The organism is Paenibacillus sp. HJGM_3 (assembly GCF_045062745.1).
Lineage (GTDB): Bacteria > Bacillota > Bacilli > Paenibacillales > NBRC-103111 > Paenibacillus_AA.
This window is the reverse complement of sequence record NZ_JBJGED010000008.1, coordinates 189196-204741: the sequence shown is the minus strand read 5'-3', so window position 1 is coordinate 204741 and position 15546 is coordinate 189196. Positions and strand designations below refer to the sequence as shown.

General features: G+C 55.2%; 15 protein-coding genes. 8 read left to right on the top strand and 7 right to left on the bottom strand.

Going from position 1 to position 15546, the window contains the following annotated elements; translation table 11 throughout:
- The first annotated feature begins 79 nt into the window (after nucleotides 1-79).
- Nucleotides 80-1930, top strand: a complete 1851-nt coding sequence (locus ACI5FR_RS11895) for an MHYT domain-containing protein (RefSeq protein ID WP_405454652.1) — start codon at nucleotides 80-82, stop codon at nucleotides 1928-1930.
- A 20-nt stretch (nucleotides 1931-1950) separates the two neighbouring features.
- On the opposite strand, the gene ACI5FR_RS11890 is transcribed toward ACI5FR_RS11895, so the two are convergent.
- Nucleotides 1951-3441: a hypothetical protein gene (locus ACI5FR_RS11890; protein ID WP_405454650.1), complete on the bottom strand. Its 1491-nt coding sequence runs from the start codon at nucleotides 3439-3441 to the stop codon at nucleotides 1951-1953.
- 131 nt (nucleotides 3442-3572) lie between these two features.
- On the opposite strand from ACI5FR_RS11890, the gene ACI5FR_RS11885 reads away from it, so the two are divergent.
- The gene (locus tag ACI5FR_RS11885; protein ID WP_405454648.1) at nucleotides 3573-4376 is read left to right on the top strand and encodes a class I SAM-dependent methyltransferase; all 804 of its coding nucleotides are present in this window, start codon (nucleotides 3573-3575) and stop codon (nucleotides 4374-4376) included.
- Nucleotides 4376-5392, top strand: a complete 1017-nt coding sequence (locus ACI5FR_RS11880) for a S66 family peptidase (protein WP_405454646.1) — start codon at nucleotides 4376-4378, stop codon at nucleotides 5390-5392. Before ACI5FR_RS11885 ends, ACI5FR_RS11880 begins: the two co-directional genes overlap by 1 nt.
- Before the next feature lie 49 nt (nucleotides 5393-5441).
- On the opposite strand, the gene sigJ is transcribed toward ACI5FR_RS11880, so the two are convergent.
- Nucleotides 5442-6305, bottom strand: coding sequence for an RNA polymerase sigma factor SigJ (sigJ, locus tag ACI5FR_RS11875; protein ID WP_405454644.1), 864 nt, complete (start codon nucleotides 6303-6305; stop codon nucleotides 5442-5444).
- 341 nt (nucleotides 6306-6646) lie between these two features.
- Here sigJ and ACI5FR_RS11870 point away from each other — a divergent pair, with 341 nt between their 5' ends.
- Nucleotides 6647-7126 (top strand): carboxymuconolactone decarboxylase family protein, encoded by a 480-nt coding sequence (locus tag ACI5FR_RS11870; RefSeq protein ID WP_405454642.1) that lies wholly within the window; start codon nucleotides 6647-6649, stop codon nucleotides 7124-7126.
- A gap of 69 nt (nucleotides 7127-7195) precedes the next feature.
- On the opposite strand, the gene ACI5FR_RS11865 is transcribed toward ACI5FR_RS11870, so the two are convergent.
- Nucleotides 7196-8983 (bottom strand): glycoside hydrolase family 35 protein, encoded by a 1788-nt coding sequence (locus ACI5FR_RS11865; RefSeq protein ID WP_405454640.1) that lies wholly within the window; start codon nucleotides 8981-8983, stop codon nucleotides 7196-7198.
- A 163-nt stretch (nucleotides 8984-9146) separates the two neighbouring features.
- Here ACI5FR_RS11865 and ACI5FR_RS11860 point away from each other — a divergent pair, with 163 nt between their 5' ends.
- From ACI5FR_RS11860 to ACI5FR_RS11850, 3 genes are all read left to right on the top strand, one after another.
- The gene (locus ACI5FR_RS11860) at nucleotides 9147-10085 is read left to right on the top strand and encodes a helix-turn-helix domain-containing protein (protein WP_405454638.1); all 939 of its coding nucleotides are present in this window, start codon (nucleotides 9147-9149) and stop codon (nucleotides 10083-10085) included.
- 92 nt (nucleotides 10086-10177) lie between these two features.
- A complete protein-coding gene (gene prmA / locus ACI5FR_RS11855; protein WP_405454636.1) occupies nucleotides 10178-11158 on the top strand; it encodes a 50S ribosomal protein L11 methyltransferase in 981 nt (326 codons plus the stop codon).
- Nucleotides 11159-11166: 8 nt separating this feature from the next.
- On the top strand, nucleotides 11167-11838 hold the full coding sequence (locus ACI5FR_RS11850; RefSeq protein ID WP_405454634.1) for a site-2 protease family protein: 672 nt from the start codon (nucleotides 11167-11169) through the stop codon (nucleotides 11836-11838).
- A 10-nt stretch (nucleotides 11839-11848) separates the two neighbouring features.
- On the opposite strand, the gene ACI5FR_RS11845 is transcribed toward ACI5FR_RS11850, so the two are convergent.
- Nucleotides 11849-12778: a helix-turn-helix domain-containing protein gene (locus ACI5FR_RS11845; RefSeq protein WP_405454633.1), complete on the bottom strand. Its 930-nt coding sequence runs from the start codon at nucleotides 12776-12778 to the stop codon at nucleotides 11849-11851.
- 151 nt (nucleotides 12779-12929) lie between these two features.
- On the opposite strand from ACI5FR_RS11845, the gene ACI5FR_RS11840 reads away from it, so the two are divergent.
- Nucleotides 12930-13775, top strand: coding sequence for a phytanoyl-CoA dioxygenase family protein (locus ACI5FR_RS11840; RefSeq protein WP_405454631.1), 846 nt, complete (start codon nucleotides 12930-12932; stop codon nucleotides 13773-13775).
- 121 nt (nucleotides 13776-13896) lie between these two features.
- Here the strand turns inward: ACI5FR_RS11840 and ACI5FR_RS11835 are convergent, their stop codons facing one another.
- From ACI5FR_RS11835 to ACI5FR_RS11825, 3 genes are all read right to left on the bottom strand, one after another.
- Nucleotides 13897-14445, bottom strand: coding sequence for a dihydrofolate reductase family protein (locus tag ACI5FR_RS11835; protein WP_405454629.1), 549 nt, complete (start codon nucleotides 14443-14445; stop codon nucleotides 13897-13899).
- Nucleotides 14446-14576: 131 nt separating this feature from the next.
- Nucleotides 14577-15002, bottom strand: a complete 426-nt coding sequence (locus ACI5FR_RS11830; RefSeq protein WP_483875161.1) for a DUF4037 domain-containing protein — start codon at nucleotides 15000-15002, stop codon at nucleotides 14577-14579.
- 75 nt (nucleotides 15003-15077) lie between these two features.
- Nucleotides 15078-15416, bottom strand: coding sequence for a nucleotidyltransferase domain-containing protein (locus ACI5FR_RS11825; RefSeq protein ID WP_405454625.1), 339 nt, complete (start codon nucleotides 15414-15416; stop codon nucleotides 15078-15080).
- Nucleotides 15417-15546: the final 130 nt, after the last annotated feature.

Genomic DNA, 15546 nt, shown 5'->3' with positions numbered 1-15546 from the left:
TCCCGACAACGGCCGACCCGTGTACCATGAACACGATTGAATCTGCTGCTCGGTCTCCATCAGGAAGGAGGAGCTACTGATGAACCTGGAGGACCTGTCGATCAAAAGCTACAGCGGTTCGCTCGTGCTCTTGTCTTGTGCGGTCGCGATCCTATCGGCGTACTCTTCTCTCAATATGTTAGGCTACGCCAACCTCTACACCGGCCGGCCGGCGCAGAAATGGTGGCGGATGGGCAGCGCGGTTGCGATGGGGATCGGGATCTGGACGATGCATTTCATCGGCATGCTCGCCATGCGCACTCCGTTCCCGCTCTCCTATCGCGTCATGCCTACGCTTTTGTCCCTGCTTCTGGCCATTTGCGCTTCATTCTTCTCGATGCTGCTCGTTCGACGAAGCAGTCTCAGTATCCATAGCTTCCTTGTCGCCGGCATGCTGATGGGCTGCGGAATTGCCTCCATGCATTATGTGGGGATGGCTGCGATCGACAGCCCCTACATCGTTCAATACCGGCTGCTCCCGTTCGCGTGCTCGATCCTGATCGCGATCGGGATTTCTTACTTGGCCCTTTATGTTACGATTCGTATGCAGAATCAGGCCTCGGCCATCAACACCCCTTATTGGAAACTGTGCGGGGCCGTCCTATTGGGGGTTGCCGTGACGAGCATGCATTATACCGGCATGTATGCCACACACTTCCTCTCCTCGGATTCGGCGTTGGTTCATAGCGCCCACTCCCGCCATTTCGTACCGGAGCTGTTCGCGCTCACGCTGGCGCCCGGCATGCTGTCGATCCTCATCAGCATCGCGGTCGCGATTCTGGTCATCCTGCTTTTGATCGGGGCTTATATCGACCGGATGCTGGCGATCGAGACCGCCCAGCTTACAACCGTTCAGTACAAGGCGTTGTTCAACAACAACCCCGATATGATTCTGGCCTTCGACGCGAAAGGACAGCTGAAGAACGTCAATTCCTCGGTCCTGGAGTCGACGGGATACTCGGCCAGCGAATTGCTGTATTGTCCCGGCATTGCCGACCGCATCTTCCACTCCCTATATAACGAGCCGGAATGGGCGGAGCTCATGAGGAGCGAGGAACCGCATCAGCAGGAGACGAGTGTGCTGCACAAGGACGGTACCGTCGTGGAGCTGAGCGTGACGACGATCCCGATGAAGGTGCGCGAGCGGATCGTCGGCGTTACCGCCATCGCCCGCAACATTACGGATCGCAAGCGCGACGAAGAGCTGCTCCGCCGTTCGGACAAGCTGAACATCGCCGGCCACTTGGCGGCCGGGGTTGCGCATGAGATCCGCAATCCGCTCACCGCGATCAAAGGATTCGTTCAGTTGTCTCAGGACAACAGACTGCATACCGATTTCCGCGAGATCATCTTGACCGAGATCGACCAGATTGAACGGATTATTACCGAGTTCCTGCTGTTAGCCAAGCCGCAGACGAGCACTTACCACAGGACCGCATTACAGCCGTTGCTCGAGCATGTGCTGACCCTCGTCCAAGCGCAAGCGAACTTGAGCAATATCGCCGTTACCGCGGAATACGGGGTCGACCTGCCGGATATATATGCCGATGCGAACAAGCTGAAGCAGGTGTTCGTCAACTTGTTGAAGAACGCCGTCGAATCTATGCTGCAAGGGGGGACGATTCATATTCAAGCCGATGTCAGGACGGATCGTAATGTGACCGTGAGAATCGAAGACGAAGGCGTAGGCATCTCCGAGGAGCTGCGCAGGAAGCTGGGCGAGCCGTTTTATAGCACGAAGGAAAAGGGAACGGGGCTCGGGCTTATGGTCAGCTTCCAGATCATCAGCGAACACCGGGGCCAGATTGAGTTCCAGCAAGCCTCAGGCGGGGGCACCGTCGTGGAGGTGACGTTGCCCGTCATGCCGCCTGAGGAAGCGCAGGGGATGTAAGTCGGGGGTTTGGCCGTTATTTATTCGGGTTTCACCAGCTCGTAGTCGTACCATAGCGCCGCTTGCTCGGTAGTCAGGTTGTATATCTTGTTCAAGTCTTGCTCGAGCGCATACAACTGCATGTCGCTAGAGACGTAATATTGCCGGGAATCACTCATGCCCAGGGCTGCTCCGGAAGTCACTTTCGTCAGCTTCAGCTGCGGATCGACCATGTAAATGCCTGGCGTAAATTGGGGCTGCTCTCTCTGAAGGGAGTAGCCCATCAATTGCACGTAGATCTGACCGTCGGCGGTTTGCGGGTCTGTGAAGCCCGGTTCTCCGAATTCTGTATTGGGACTGCCTAAACCTAGCATAGCCAAGGACAATTCATTCCAGCGGACATTCAAGGACTCGTAATGTCCTTCGGAATCCAATCGCGCGAGTTGTTGGGGTCTAATGCTGCGGCCAAATTCCGGGTACGAGGCGATCCAATACCCGCCGCCTTGAATAGGTATGACTTTTGCCGCGGGCTGCCCGCTCAGTTCGGCAGCTTTTCCATCCGTGAACAAGAATAGGTGGTAAGTGTAAAAGGATCGGTCGGCAGCCATATTGCGCTTTGCCACGCTTAACAAATATCGGTTGCCGCTTAGATCAAACCGCGTCGCCCCGAATTGTACAGTCGTCGTCTTGGACGGATCGTCCAGCTCCGACGCCTCCAGCAGTTTTTGTCCTTCGTAGTAAAGCCCATCCTCCCGAATATCCGGGTTTACCGCTTTCCCTCGATACGGATCATTCTCCCGAGTCAGCTTCATTTGATCTTGGATTTGTTCGGCCTCAGACTTGTTCATCCAAATGGGGGTCTCGGTTAGAGACTTGCTCATCTTCAGCATCACATGATCATCGTCCACCCGAATCCCCGGCTGAATGTACACATCATCCGCATCGTCCCATACGAGCTGCCCGAAAATTTGGCGTTGGCCGCCAATCACATTCAACCCGTTCATCGCGTCCCAGTATATCGTGAGCTTCAGCAAGTCATGCACGAAATGCCAAGTTAGCGGCATATACGTGATGTCCTGAAATTCGAGGAATGGATATTCCTCCTGGCTGTTGTCGACCGCTTGGGATGCAATGAAGATCGGATAATTGGAAAAGGCCGCGGTGTAGCTGATGGGAATCGGCCGCTGGACGCTTAAATCCTGCTGTAACGGTAGTCTCATGCCGCCTGGGAATGAGCCTTGCACGTAGTTGTTTTGTTTGTAGATTTGCAGCCCGCTCTCTGCGTTCCACATGAGTTGGATCCCGAGCGCAGTGGCGTTATCCCATGTAAGAGGCAAATAGGTGATCCCCTTGTACGTTAGGAAGGGATACTTCGCATGCGCGTTGTCCATCAGCTGCCCGTTGATCCGGACCGGATCGTCGCTGACAGTAACACGAGCCGTTGAGACTGAGGCATGGGTGATGGGGAGCGGAGCGGACGACAGCAGGACGATTGAGCAGAGTATTAGCCAGGTGGAGATTCGACGCAGCATGAACCGACACCTCCTTCTTGTCAAAATAAACCAGACCTAATAACATAGACGCAAGGCAGCAGCGCAGGTTGCTATCTTTTGTCAAAATGGTTTTTGAGTTGAGAAGAGCCGAGAAAGGTGAGATGAGACGAGTGAAACAGGGAAACGAGAAGGAAATCAGATTGCAGTTCAAGGAACAAGCGGAGCATTTTCGCAATCCCCGACTGACACTTAACAATGCGGAGCTGTTGAGCTGGGTCGTGAACAGCTTCGAGCTCAACCGTACGATGAAGGTGCTGGATGTTGCGGCTGGGACCGGCATAGTGAGCCGGGCGTTCGCTCCGCATGTCGCGGAAGTAACCGCAGTCGATTTGTCGGAGGACATGATCCGCCAAGGCCGTCAACTATTGGTGGAGCAAGGGATCGACAATGTGAGGTATGTTCAGGGGAATGTCGAACAACTTCCAGTGGAGAACGGACAGTTCGATGTGGTCGTCTCGCGGCTCGCGTTCCACCATTTCGTGCATCCGGACAAGGTGTTGAACGAGATGGCCAGAGCGTGCCGAAGCGACGGCGTCATCGGCGTTATCGACATGATCTCCCCCGAGGAAGCCGAGTTGGGTTACGCCTATAATCACTATGAGCGCCTGCGCGATCCGTCCCATACGGTTGCTTTGACCGGGAGCGAGCTGATACGGCTAGCGGAAGCTTCGGGAATTGCCGTGACGAGCGCGGATACGGTTCGCGTCCCGGTACATGCCGGCAACTGGCTGCGCATGACGAAGGCGGGAGACGAGGTGGCGGAGCGCATCCTGCAAGCCTTCGCGACCGAAGCGGCGACCGGCATTCACACAACGGGTATGGACCCTTACCGCAATCAAGCGGGCGAATGGATGTTCATGCAGACGTGGATGAAGGTGATCGGGTGTAAGAGAGGCGAGGGAGGTTTACCATAATGATTCAATATCCTGTACTGAATCCGGGCGCGACCATTGGAGTAACAGCTCCCTCGTCGGGAGTACGAGAAGAATTGCACCTTTTGCTTGAATCCGCAATAGACCGGATGAAAAAAATGGGGTTTTCGATGATAGGCGGGGAAACGATTTGGTCGCAGCATAAGGCGAAATCGGCGGCAGCCCAAGCTCGGGCTGCTGAATTCAACAGGATGATGAGGGATGCGGACATTCACCTCATTATTCCCCCTTGGGGAGGCGAGTTGCTGATCGAGATCCTCGAGCACATCGACTTCGACCAGATGAGTACAAAGTGGATCTTGGGCTATTCCGACATCAGCTTATTATTATTGGCTGTCACGCTTAAGACAGGCATTGCAACCGCCCATGGGACGAATCTCATCGATTTGAGAGGAGAATCAACGGATGCAACGACGGCAATGTGGCAATCTGTTTTATCCACCAAAGTTGGTGAGTTCAACCTGCAGTTTTCCTCGACTTCCTATCAGAAAGAGTGGATATCGTCTGAATCTTCGCCAAATGTCTTTCATCTAACGGAGCCGACTTATTGGATAGGGATGCCCGATGCTGCTGTGAGGATGCAAGGCCGCTTACTTGGCGGATGTGTCGATGTGATTAGACATTTGATCGGTACGCCGTATGGGGATGTGCATTATTTTCAACAATCGTATATCAACGGGGAACCGATCATTTGGTACCTGGAAAATTGTGAACTGAACACAGCCGATCTGCGCAGGTCCCTCGTCCAAATGAAATTGGCAGGGTGGTTCAATCATTGCAGCGGCATTATGTTCGGCAGAAGCGGAGCCAATCAACCTGTCGATGAGTATACTCTCGAAGACGTGTATAAGGAGCTGCACGAGGAACTCCAAATCCCTATTGTCTCTGAGATCGATTGCGGGCATGTTCCCCCTCAAATAACGTTTATTAACGGGGCGTATGCTGAAATAGAAGTGTACGATGGCAAAGGGAAGGTGAAACAGTATTTTTATCCATAGTCTCGTCGTTAGGAAATCAGAACGAGACTACCTATCACAAGCAGCGGATTCATATTCCTAAATACTTCAATTTATCAGGGTTCCGGATGATATACAAGTTCCGTATCAAATTCCCCGCCACATGGAACATGCCCACCGTATGAATCCCTTCGCTCGAACGGAGAATAAATCCGGGTTGTCCGTTCACTTGAGCGAGTTCAAAGACCGCTTTTCCATCGAGCATAGAAGCCTGACGAACCGGACCGAGAAGAAACCGCGCCACGCGATCTCTCGTTTCGATCGGATCGACAACGGCAACGGCTTTGCCACCGCCGTCAGAGACGAGCACGACCTCTTCATCGAGCATGGGCAGGATTTGCTCCAGATTCCCTTGCTTAAGGGCGGCCAAGAAGCGCCGGACCCACTCGTTGTCCGCCGTTTCAAAATGACTAAGCTCCTCCGAGGTTATCCCCAGCTTAGCACTGGCACGGCTGTATAGTTTTCGGCAATTCACTTCGCTTTTTTCTAAAAGCCCGGCTACCTCGTGATAGTCAAAGCCCAGTGCCTCACGCAAGACAAAAACGGCCCGTTCCGTAGGCGAGAGCCGTTCCAGCAGCACAAGCAAAGCGTAAGACAAGAGATCGTCCCGAATCACCGACTCCATCGAATCCTCATTCGAACTAAGAAAAGGCTCCGGAAGCCATTCTCCGAAATAGTGTTCCCGTTTTTTTCGCGCCGCCTTTTGCATATCCCGACAGCGATTCGTGACCATTTTGCAAAGATAAGCTTTGGGCTCGGCCAGCTTCTCCGGCGGAACGTCATAAATCTTCACAAAAACGTCCTGTACGGCATCCTCCGCATCGGAAACGGATCCGGTCAGCTGGTAGGCGAGTGTAAACAACAAGGATTTATATTGCTTGTAAAGTTGTTGCATCTATCTTCACTCCGTCTTTTTTAATGAAGCGTCTCTTGCCAATTACATAGACAAGAAAAGGCGGAGTTTTGTGACAGCGTCAGGAGATGTCGGTCGAGTTGCGGCTTTTCGAATACTGAATTGGGTTCGGAGATAAGCTTCATTCACTTCGATGCTGCTGGCGATGAAACTGATGGTTGGTTACCTCGGTGATAAAGATCGCTTATGGCGGTAATATTATGGACGAACCGGTATGGACCTATGCAAAATTTAGCAGGACGCATATGTCACACAAGGAGTCCCTGCGTCGTTCTATGTTCGATTCAGGGTAAACAAAAATAAAAGTAAAGAGAGGTACAGTTATGACACAGCGTATCAACTACATGAAGGAGTCCCCGGAATTTTTCAAGCAGTTAATGGAGTTCAGCAATACCGAGAAGAATAGCGCCATTGAGCAGAAGATCCGCGATCTCGTTCACATCCGGGCTTCGCAAATGAATGCGTGCGCATTCTGCCTGGACATGCATGTCAAGGAGGCTAAGATTCATGGCGAGAGCGAGCTTCGAATTTACCTGATTTCGATTTGGCGGGAATCGGCGTTGTTTACTCCTCGGGAAAGGGCTGCACTCGCATGGACCGAGATCCTGACCAAATTGCCTGAGCATGGCGTGCCTGACGAAGTATATAACCATGTTCGCGAGCAGTTCTCGGAGAAGGAAATTTCGGACCTGACTTTCTCCGTCATGGCGATCAATGCTTGGAATCGCGTGAACATCGCCTTCCAGACGGTACCCGGCTCGGCTGACGCTGCGTTCGGATTGACTAAAGCAGGTCTGAGCTGATTGATTCGAATATTGGGTATGAAAAAAGGTTGAGCAGAAAAACCTCTGCTCAACCTTTTTGTATGGGGGTTACCCCAAATTCGGCGTGTCCACTAACTCGACCGACGCTTGCCCGGTGCCATGCAGCTCGAAGACGACGATCTCGTTGTCGCCCTCCCGCAACAGGGGACCCGGCACGTATAGGGTCCGTTGCGGCCCCCGCTCCCAATACCGGCCGAGGTTGAAGCCGTTGATCCAGACGACGCCTTTCGTCCAGCCGTCGAGCTGCAAGAACGTGTCGGCCGACGGGTCGGCTCGGAACGTCCCCCTGTAGAATGTCGGAATGCTGACAGACGCTCCGGCCGCCTCGGTCAATCCTGCATTCGCGTTCGCGCCGGAGCTTGTATAGGTTAACCCGGCCAAGTCGTCGCACGGCAGCCGGTGAATCGTCCACCCGAAGAGGAACTGGTTGTTCAGGAGTACGCCTTCCGTTATGCCCTTCCGATCCCACATGTGATAGCCGTAATTGACCCGACCCATATTTTCCACCAGCAGCGTGAGCTGAGCGCCGCCTGCCGGAATGCTCAGCCGGAGCGGTGCGGACCGTGGCTGCTCTTCGACGCGCTCAATGACCCCGACGTACGTTCCGTCCAGGTAGACTAGCGCACGGTCGTGCACGTTTTGCACCCGCAGCTCGACATCCGTTCTCGGCCCCGACACACGGGTGGTATAGGCGATGAACCCCAGCTCCTGCCCCAGCTTCTCCATCGGCTCCGGACATACCCGCTCGATCGGCGCACGGCACAGGGCGTCAAGGTTAGCGAACAGCGGCGCTTGCTCAGTCAAGGCAACCCGGCCATAAGCGCGCTTCGGGACCGGAGCCGGCAGCACGCATTCGCCGATATCGGCATATTTCGCGATCACTTCGCGGATGGCGTAGAATTTCTCCGTAGGCTCGCCCGATTCACTTAACGGCACGTCATAATCGTAGCTCGTGATGGTCGGCTCATACTTGGCGAAGCAATTGGCGCCGTTGTAGAAGCCGAAGTTCGTTCCCCCGTGGAACATGTAGAAGTTGACGGAAGCTCCGGCCGCCAGCATCTCGTCCAGCACTTGGGCGACATCCTCCGCCGGCCGCGTATGGTGTTCTTCACCCCAGTGGTCGAACCAGCCGTTCCAGAACTCCATGCAGAACAGCGGATCGTCCGGTCGGTACTCCCTCAGCTTGGCGAACGCTTCCGCGGGCTTCGATCCGAAGTTGATCGTGGCCAGCACACCGTCGACCGTCCCGCCCTGCAGCATCCAATCGGTCGGCCCGTCGGACGTGAACAGCAGCACATCGATGCCGCGCTTCACCATGCCGTCCCGGAGATAGGCGAGGTACGCCTGGTCATTGCCGTAGCTGCCGTATTCGTTCTCGATCTGCATCGCGATGATCGGCCCTCCGTTCGAACTGAGCAGCGGCACGAGCTTCGGCAGCAGGACGTCGAAGTACGCGTCGACTTTGTCGAGGTACGGCCGGTGGAAGCAGCGCAGCCGCATGTCCGAATCGGCCAACAGCCATCCGGGCAATCCTCCGAATTCCCACTCCGCGCATATATACGGGCTCGGCCGCACGATTACATGCAGGCCCAGGTCGCCTGCGGTCTGCACGAACCGGACCAAGTCGGCGATGCCCTCGAAGTTGAATTGCCCTTCCTTCGGCTCGTGCAAGTTCCAGGGGACGTACGTCTCCACGGTGTTGAAGCCGCACGCCTTGAGCTTCGCCAGCCGATCGCGCCAATACTCGGGAACGACGCGGAAGTAATGAATGGCGCCGGATAAAAGGGTGATGGGGGTGCCGTTGAAAAGAAATTGATTGCCTTGTATCGTAAGCATGTTCGTTCTCCTCTCGGATTGCATGAAGTTGCGATTGGATCCTACTCGTATCTTAGAAAATCGGATGAGTATACACAATGTCCAATGCATCCATCTTTTTGACCATTTGTGCATCGTTAGTCGGGGCTGTGCTAAAATAGGGCGAAAGAGGAGGCGAAAAACGTTGGAGGCCGAAATCCATTTTCCGAATATTACAAGCACGCTGCAGGTGACCGGCTGCCTGTTCGGGGAAAAGCCGGCGGGCTGGACGTATCCGGTGCACCATCACCACCTGTTCGAGCTGCTGTACTGCCAGACGGGAGAGGTTACGCTGAACATCAAACAGTCCGTGGTCCGGCTCGAGACCGGCGACTGGCTTCTGATTCGGCCCGGCGTGCGGCACGGCCTGCGCAATGAGGCGGGCGGCAGCTACCGCTTCTTCAACATGCACTTCGACGTGGACGATCGAGACGTACGCCGCCTGCTCGCGCGCGATCCGTTCGCGCATATCCCGAAGGGACGTGTACAACACCAAGGGCTGCTGAACCAGCTCGAGCAATTGGAACGGCTGGTGCAAGCCCAACCGATGACGGCGGCGCAGGACGAGGTCGTCCGGATCGTCAAGCTGCCTTATGAGGACGTGCTAGCGGTGCAGGCGTATATCTTGCTGTTGATCCGGGAGTGGATCGCCCTGCAGGCAAGCGAGCAACCGTTGAACCCGACTGCCCATGAGAACACAATGGCTGGCGAGATCTCCTTCTACGAAGCGGACACGGCTCATCGTATCGAGGAGCTGCTGAATCTGGACATCCATGGAGGCGAAGTATCGGTAGCCAGTATCGCCGGCAAGCTCGGCATGAGCCGGAGCCAATGCACCAAGGTGTTCACTAAGGTGTACGGGCTCTCGCCGCGTCAATACATCAGCACGCTGAAGCTGAAGGAAGCGAAGGAGCTGCTCGTCCGAACGAATCTTACGATCGAGTCGATCGCGAAGCAGCTCGGGTTCGGCTCCGCGAGCCATTTCTCGCGCCAGTTCCGGCGGTGGACCGGCGTCTCGCCGAACCGCTACCGGCCGAAGCATTCCACTTCGGCGGAGGCGCAGCCATCGACCGATCCGCAATGACTGTGCGGCTGGTTTTACTAGGGTCATCCGGTATAGTACAATAGGGAAGAATTGCCGAATAGTCTAGAGAGAAGAAGGAGTACAGGGAATCGATGCGCTGGTTTGAAATTACGATATACACGAGGGAAGAAGCGATCGAGATGATCTCGAACGCGTTTCACGAAATGGGAGCGGGCGGGGTGTCCATCGAGGAGTCCGGCACGCTGAACAAGGAGAGGGACACCTCCTACGGCCAATGGTACGAGAAGCCGCTGAACGACATCCCGGAGGGGGAGGCCGTCATCAAGGCGTATTTCGCCGAGCCGGAGGATCTGGATGCGCTCGTCGAGCAGTTGAAGCAGTTCGTCGTCATGCTGCGCGACGAGATCGAGATCGACCCCGGCCGCGCCGATATCGAGACCCGTGAGGTGGACGAGGAAGACTGGGCCACGGCGTGGAAGCAATATTACAAGCCGCTGCGCATCTCCGACCGGCTGACGATCAAGCCGACATGGGAGGAGTACACGCCGGAGCACCCCGATGAGCTCATCCTGGAGCTCGATCCCGGCATGGCGTTCGGGACGGGCACGCATCCTACGACGTCGCTCTGCCTGCGTACGCTGGAGCTGACAATTCGGCCGGGCGTGGACGTCATCGACGTAGGCACCGGCTCGGGCGTCCTCGCGATCGCCGCAGCGAAGCTCGGCGCGAACCGGGTTCTGGCGCTCGATCTGGACCCCGTAGCGGTATCGAGCGCCAGGGAGAACGTGAAGCTGAACGACCTGGACAACCGGATCACGGTGGCCGAGAGCGACCTGCTCGGCGTCCTGCGAGACGAGAATCTTGCCCGGGAAGGGCGGCTGGGCGTGAAGCTGCCCGTAGAGCTGGTCGTCGCGAACATCTTGGCGGAGATCATCCTGCTGTTCGTAAGCGACGTCTATGAGGCCCTTCAGCCAGGCGGCACCTATATTGCCTCCGGCATTTACAAGAACAAGGAAGAAGCGGTGGAGGAAGGCTTGCTGGCGGCCGGCTTCACCATCGAAGCCAAGCATCGCGATCAAGATTGGATCGCCTTCGTGGCGAAGAAAGCGTAGGTGACCGTATGGATTTAGGCGGATTTTTTCGCTACCCGCTCGAACATCTGCCGTTTATTTTACTCGTCTTGATCATCGCCTTCACCGTACACGAATTCGCACACGCGTACTCGGCGTACAAGTTCGGAGACCGGACCGCGTATGACGCGGGCCGGGTCACGCTGAACCCGATGGCCCATCTGGACATTCTCGGCACGCTGCTCATCCTGATCGCCGGCTTCGGCTGGGCGAAGCCGGTACCCGTGAACCGGGGAAGGTTCAAGCACCCGAGGCTGATGGGGATCGTCGTCTCGGCGGTAGGCCCGCTCAGCAACCTATTAATCGCACTTATTGGCACGCTTATTTATGTGGGTTTGGACAAACACGGTGTGTTGGCGGGCAGCTCCCAAGGGGTGATCGACGCGGTCAATGTTTTTTTCGGCTACCTCATCCAATTGAACGCGCTCTTGTTCCTGTTCAACTTGATTCCTCTGCCGCCGCTCGACGGCTACCGGATTATCGAAGATTTGGCGCCGCTCCATATCCGGATCCGGATGCAGCAGAACGTCCAATGGGGCATTTTCGCGTTCCTGATCATGGCGTTCATCCCGCCGATCAACCGGGTTACGCTGCAGCCGATCTTAAGCTGGACCCTCGACATCATGAGGGCGTTGTTCCGGTTTGCCGATTGGGTCTTGTAGGCGGTCTCTATCAAAGCCTCCTGTCGCGATATTGCAGGGGGCTTTTTCCTATATATTTGCGGAAGACGCGGGCGAAATAGTTCGAGTCGCTATAGCCGGTCCGGAATGCGATCTGGGTGACGGGCAGCGTCGTGACGTCCAGCAAGCGCTTCGCCTCCGTGAGCCGGGTCAGATGGATGTGGTCGGTTATGGTCGTGCCGGTTTTCATTTTGAAAAGAGTGCTGAGGTAGGAGACGTTGCAGTAGCAATGGGCGGCGATCGTCCGGAGCGACAGAGCCTCGGCATAGTGCTCCTGAATGTAGTCGAGGGCTTGCTCGAGCAAGTAATTCTCCTTATGAGCGCGCGCGGCCCGTTCTACGTTAGGAACCCCTTGCGTATGCAGGAACTGCTCGTACAGCCGAATCAAATATTCGGCCAACATCCCGACCTGATGGGTCAGCGTTCGAACGTTCAGATCGTCGGAAGCGAGCGAAGCCAGGTATCGCTCTTTCAGCTCGGTTGGATTGAGCTTGTACTTCCCGGCTTGTTTTTCCAGGTGTACAAGCGCTTCCGACTCGTTCGAAGTAAACAGCCCCACGCACAGAATGCCAAGCAGCCGCTGCCTCCAATATAGCGGATAACGCAGCTCCTCGACCCCCATGTAGCATTTGCTGAAGAACGGTTTATCGCGGCGGCTGCATTGGCGGCACAGCACGTTTTTGCTGCTGACGCAGTCGCGGAAGGCGGCTTCGTGTTTTTTCAGATAGTTGCAGAACGGGTTGTTGTGATACAAGTAAGGCGTCAGCACCCGCCCCATGTCGTCGTCGATCCGGGTCAAGCCCGCTAGATCGTGAAGGTTGACGGATACCCCATACACGTCATGCAGCGACGATATATAGCCTTCCAATACGGCTGCGGACGAATGCTCATAGGAGTCGAGCTGATCGTTCCACGATAGCATCCGGCTTCCCCCTCCATTTCCAGAACTCGTACATCCAGTATACATGACCCCTGCCAAAATTTGTGCTAACGCAAGCAAAAATGTTCAAGGCCAGGCTTCCGGGCTGCCCCGTATAATCGAGCTATCTTAATGCGAAAAGGGGAGTGTTCCGATGACGACGAGCACCGAGAAGTTCGATATGGACACGATTGCGAAGACATTTCAGGAACAGGGGTACGTCTTGCTGAGGGGCGTGCTGGACGAAGCCAAGGTCAAGAAGCTGAACGCAGCCGTGGACGATATTCTCGCCCAAGAGCCGGAGGCGTTGTCCTACAACATTTACAACACTGTAGAGCGTCATCCTGAGGTGGCGTCGCTGATCGACGAGCCGACCGTCTTGCCGTTAATCGTCCGGCTGCTGGGGCTGAATATCCAGCTGCACATCTCCCATCTGACCGTGAGGAAGCCGAATCCGAACGACCTCGCCACTCCGACGAGCAGCTTCATTAACTGGCATCAGGACGGACCGCGGCCGATGTTCCATGCGCAGAACGGCGTCATCGGGACGTATTATATCAAGACGTGCTACATCCTGAGCGACATGTCCGAGCCGAACCGCGGCAATACGAAAGTGATTCCAGGCAGCCATAACCGGCCCTTCCAGCCGGATCATACGAACGTGGATGAGGAGCTTCCGGACGAGGTGCCGATCTGCGGGAAGCCGGGGGATGTGTTCCTGTTCGCCCAAAACTTGTGGCATTCCGGGTCCCCGAACCGCAGCGAGTTCACGCGCCGGCAATTGTTTCTCGGCTACAGCTACTTGTGGATGCGGCCGATCGATTATCACCGGGCATCGGACAGCCTGCTCGAAGGGGCGAGCCCGATCCGCCGCCAGCTGCTTGGCGCGATTTCGGACAATTATTTCCACTACTACGTCCCGGCGGACTCGATGCTGCCGGTGAAGGAGCTCGTGGCCTCGAAGCCGGCCGAGTCGGATGACGGGTACGGTCAAAATTAAGATGTAGGCATTTGTAATATATCCCCTTCGCTCACAGGGTCGGTGAGCCCTGATCTGAGCGGAGGGGATAGTGGCGCAAGAAGGCTTCACGAAAGCATACGGCAGGTTGTCTCGGTGGCCTCTAGCGACTCTTTACGTAGGTCAATGCAATTACGCCCGAAGGAAAAGCTTTAGCCTCTTGCAGGTTCAAGTTAATCCGGTCTGAAGACCCGAAGAGCGGTTTGCCTTTCCCCAGCACAACCGGATTCACGATAAGCCTGTACTCATCGATGAGCCCGTGTTCCGTCAATTCCCGGACGATGCTGCCGCTGCCGTAAATCACCATGTCTTTCCCCGGCTCTTTCTTCAGCCGTGCGATCTCTTCCGCCAGGTTTCCGCTTATTGGCCGGGCGTTGTTCCATGTTCCCCATGGCGTTTCTGTAAGCGTCCCGGTCGCTACATATTTTTGCAATTCGTTCGTGCGTGCGGCAAAATCGCCTGGAGCATACGGCCAAAAGCCGGCCATCATTTCATAGGTAATCCGGCCGTAAATGATGGCATCCACCGATTCAAGCAGGTTCATGGCATACTCATTCAGTTCTTCATCCTGAACGAACCAATCCAGCTGCCCCCTCGCCTCCTCCATGAAGCCTTCAATCGAAACCATTTCCGAAACTATAACTTTCCGCATCAAGCTCATCCTCCCGTTGTAAAGTTGACGGTTTATTCCGTCGGTGCCTTCAACGGCATCCCGCTCCAATATAGCAAGGTGTGGTCCGGTACGTTTCTTACCGATTGCGATCTTTTAAAGGTTGAGTTGCTTCAAGACCTGTTCACGAGCTGCTCGGTTTCATGAATCAGATCCCCTAACAGGCGGAGAGACTTCTGCAAAACGGCTTGCTCGTCGGTCACTAAGGTCAAGATTTGATTGATTCTATTGGAATACTCGCTTGGGGCCAGGTTGAAGGAGTCGGCGATGGCAGCCGCTCCTTTTTCGTTCATCCAGTAAGTTTCGTTTAGGGCAAACATAACCTGATTCAAGCAAGCGATTGCCCTGAACCAGCATCCGGCAATGTAGGCCAAATCTTTTTTAGAGATCCCTTTTTTCCCGATCTCCAGGGAGAACCTGGCTTCCCATAGAAATTTTTGAATGGTGGCTCTTTGCAACGTTGGCGGGTAGGGGGTTGTTCTGGTTTTCATGGCGTCAACAACACCTGACGGATCCCATAACACCTTACAAAACGCGATTTCCGCCAGATAGATGGAATTGAGAAACCCATGAGGATGCCCCGGTTGATAGTCGATTGTGAGATCCCCGCGATGTCATTGGTCTATTACGTTTGATACTTGATCAAGCTCGCGGTACAAAAAATCGACCGAGACTTGATTCACTTTCAGCCAGCCGCCACCGTTAATCCACGGTCCCCAGCCGCCGATGTCGGTGATTAAGTTGTCTCTGTTATCGTCATCCAAGGTGGAGGCAGCCCGACGAAGCTCGGCAATGTCTAATCCGCCGCTGGCGGTATAATAGATTCCGATATCAATATCGGAGTTGGGATGGTAGGTTCCCCTGGCTCGTGAACCGCCTAGAACAAGCGCTTGCACGCCATCGATTTGTTTAAGCCGTTCCGTAATCTTAGAAAGGATAGGTTGTATATTCATATCGCTCTCTCCGTTTCCAATTGGACTACTGTTTATTGTATCCCTCCCAGCTCAGTAACGAAATGCAAATATCACTTCGGCGGGATCCGGCAACCCGGGCTGCTTCCGGTTCGGTAGCTTTTTCGCGCGA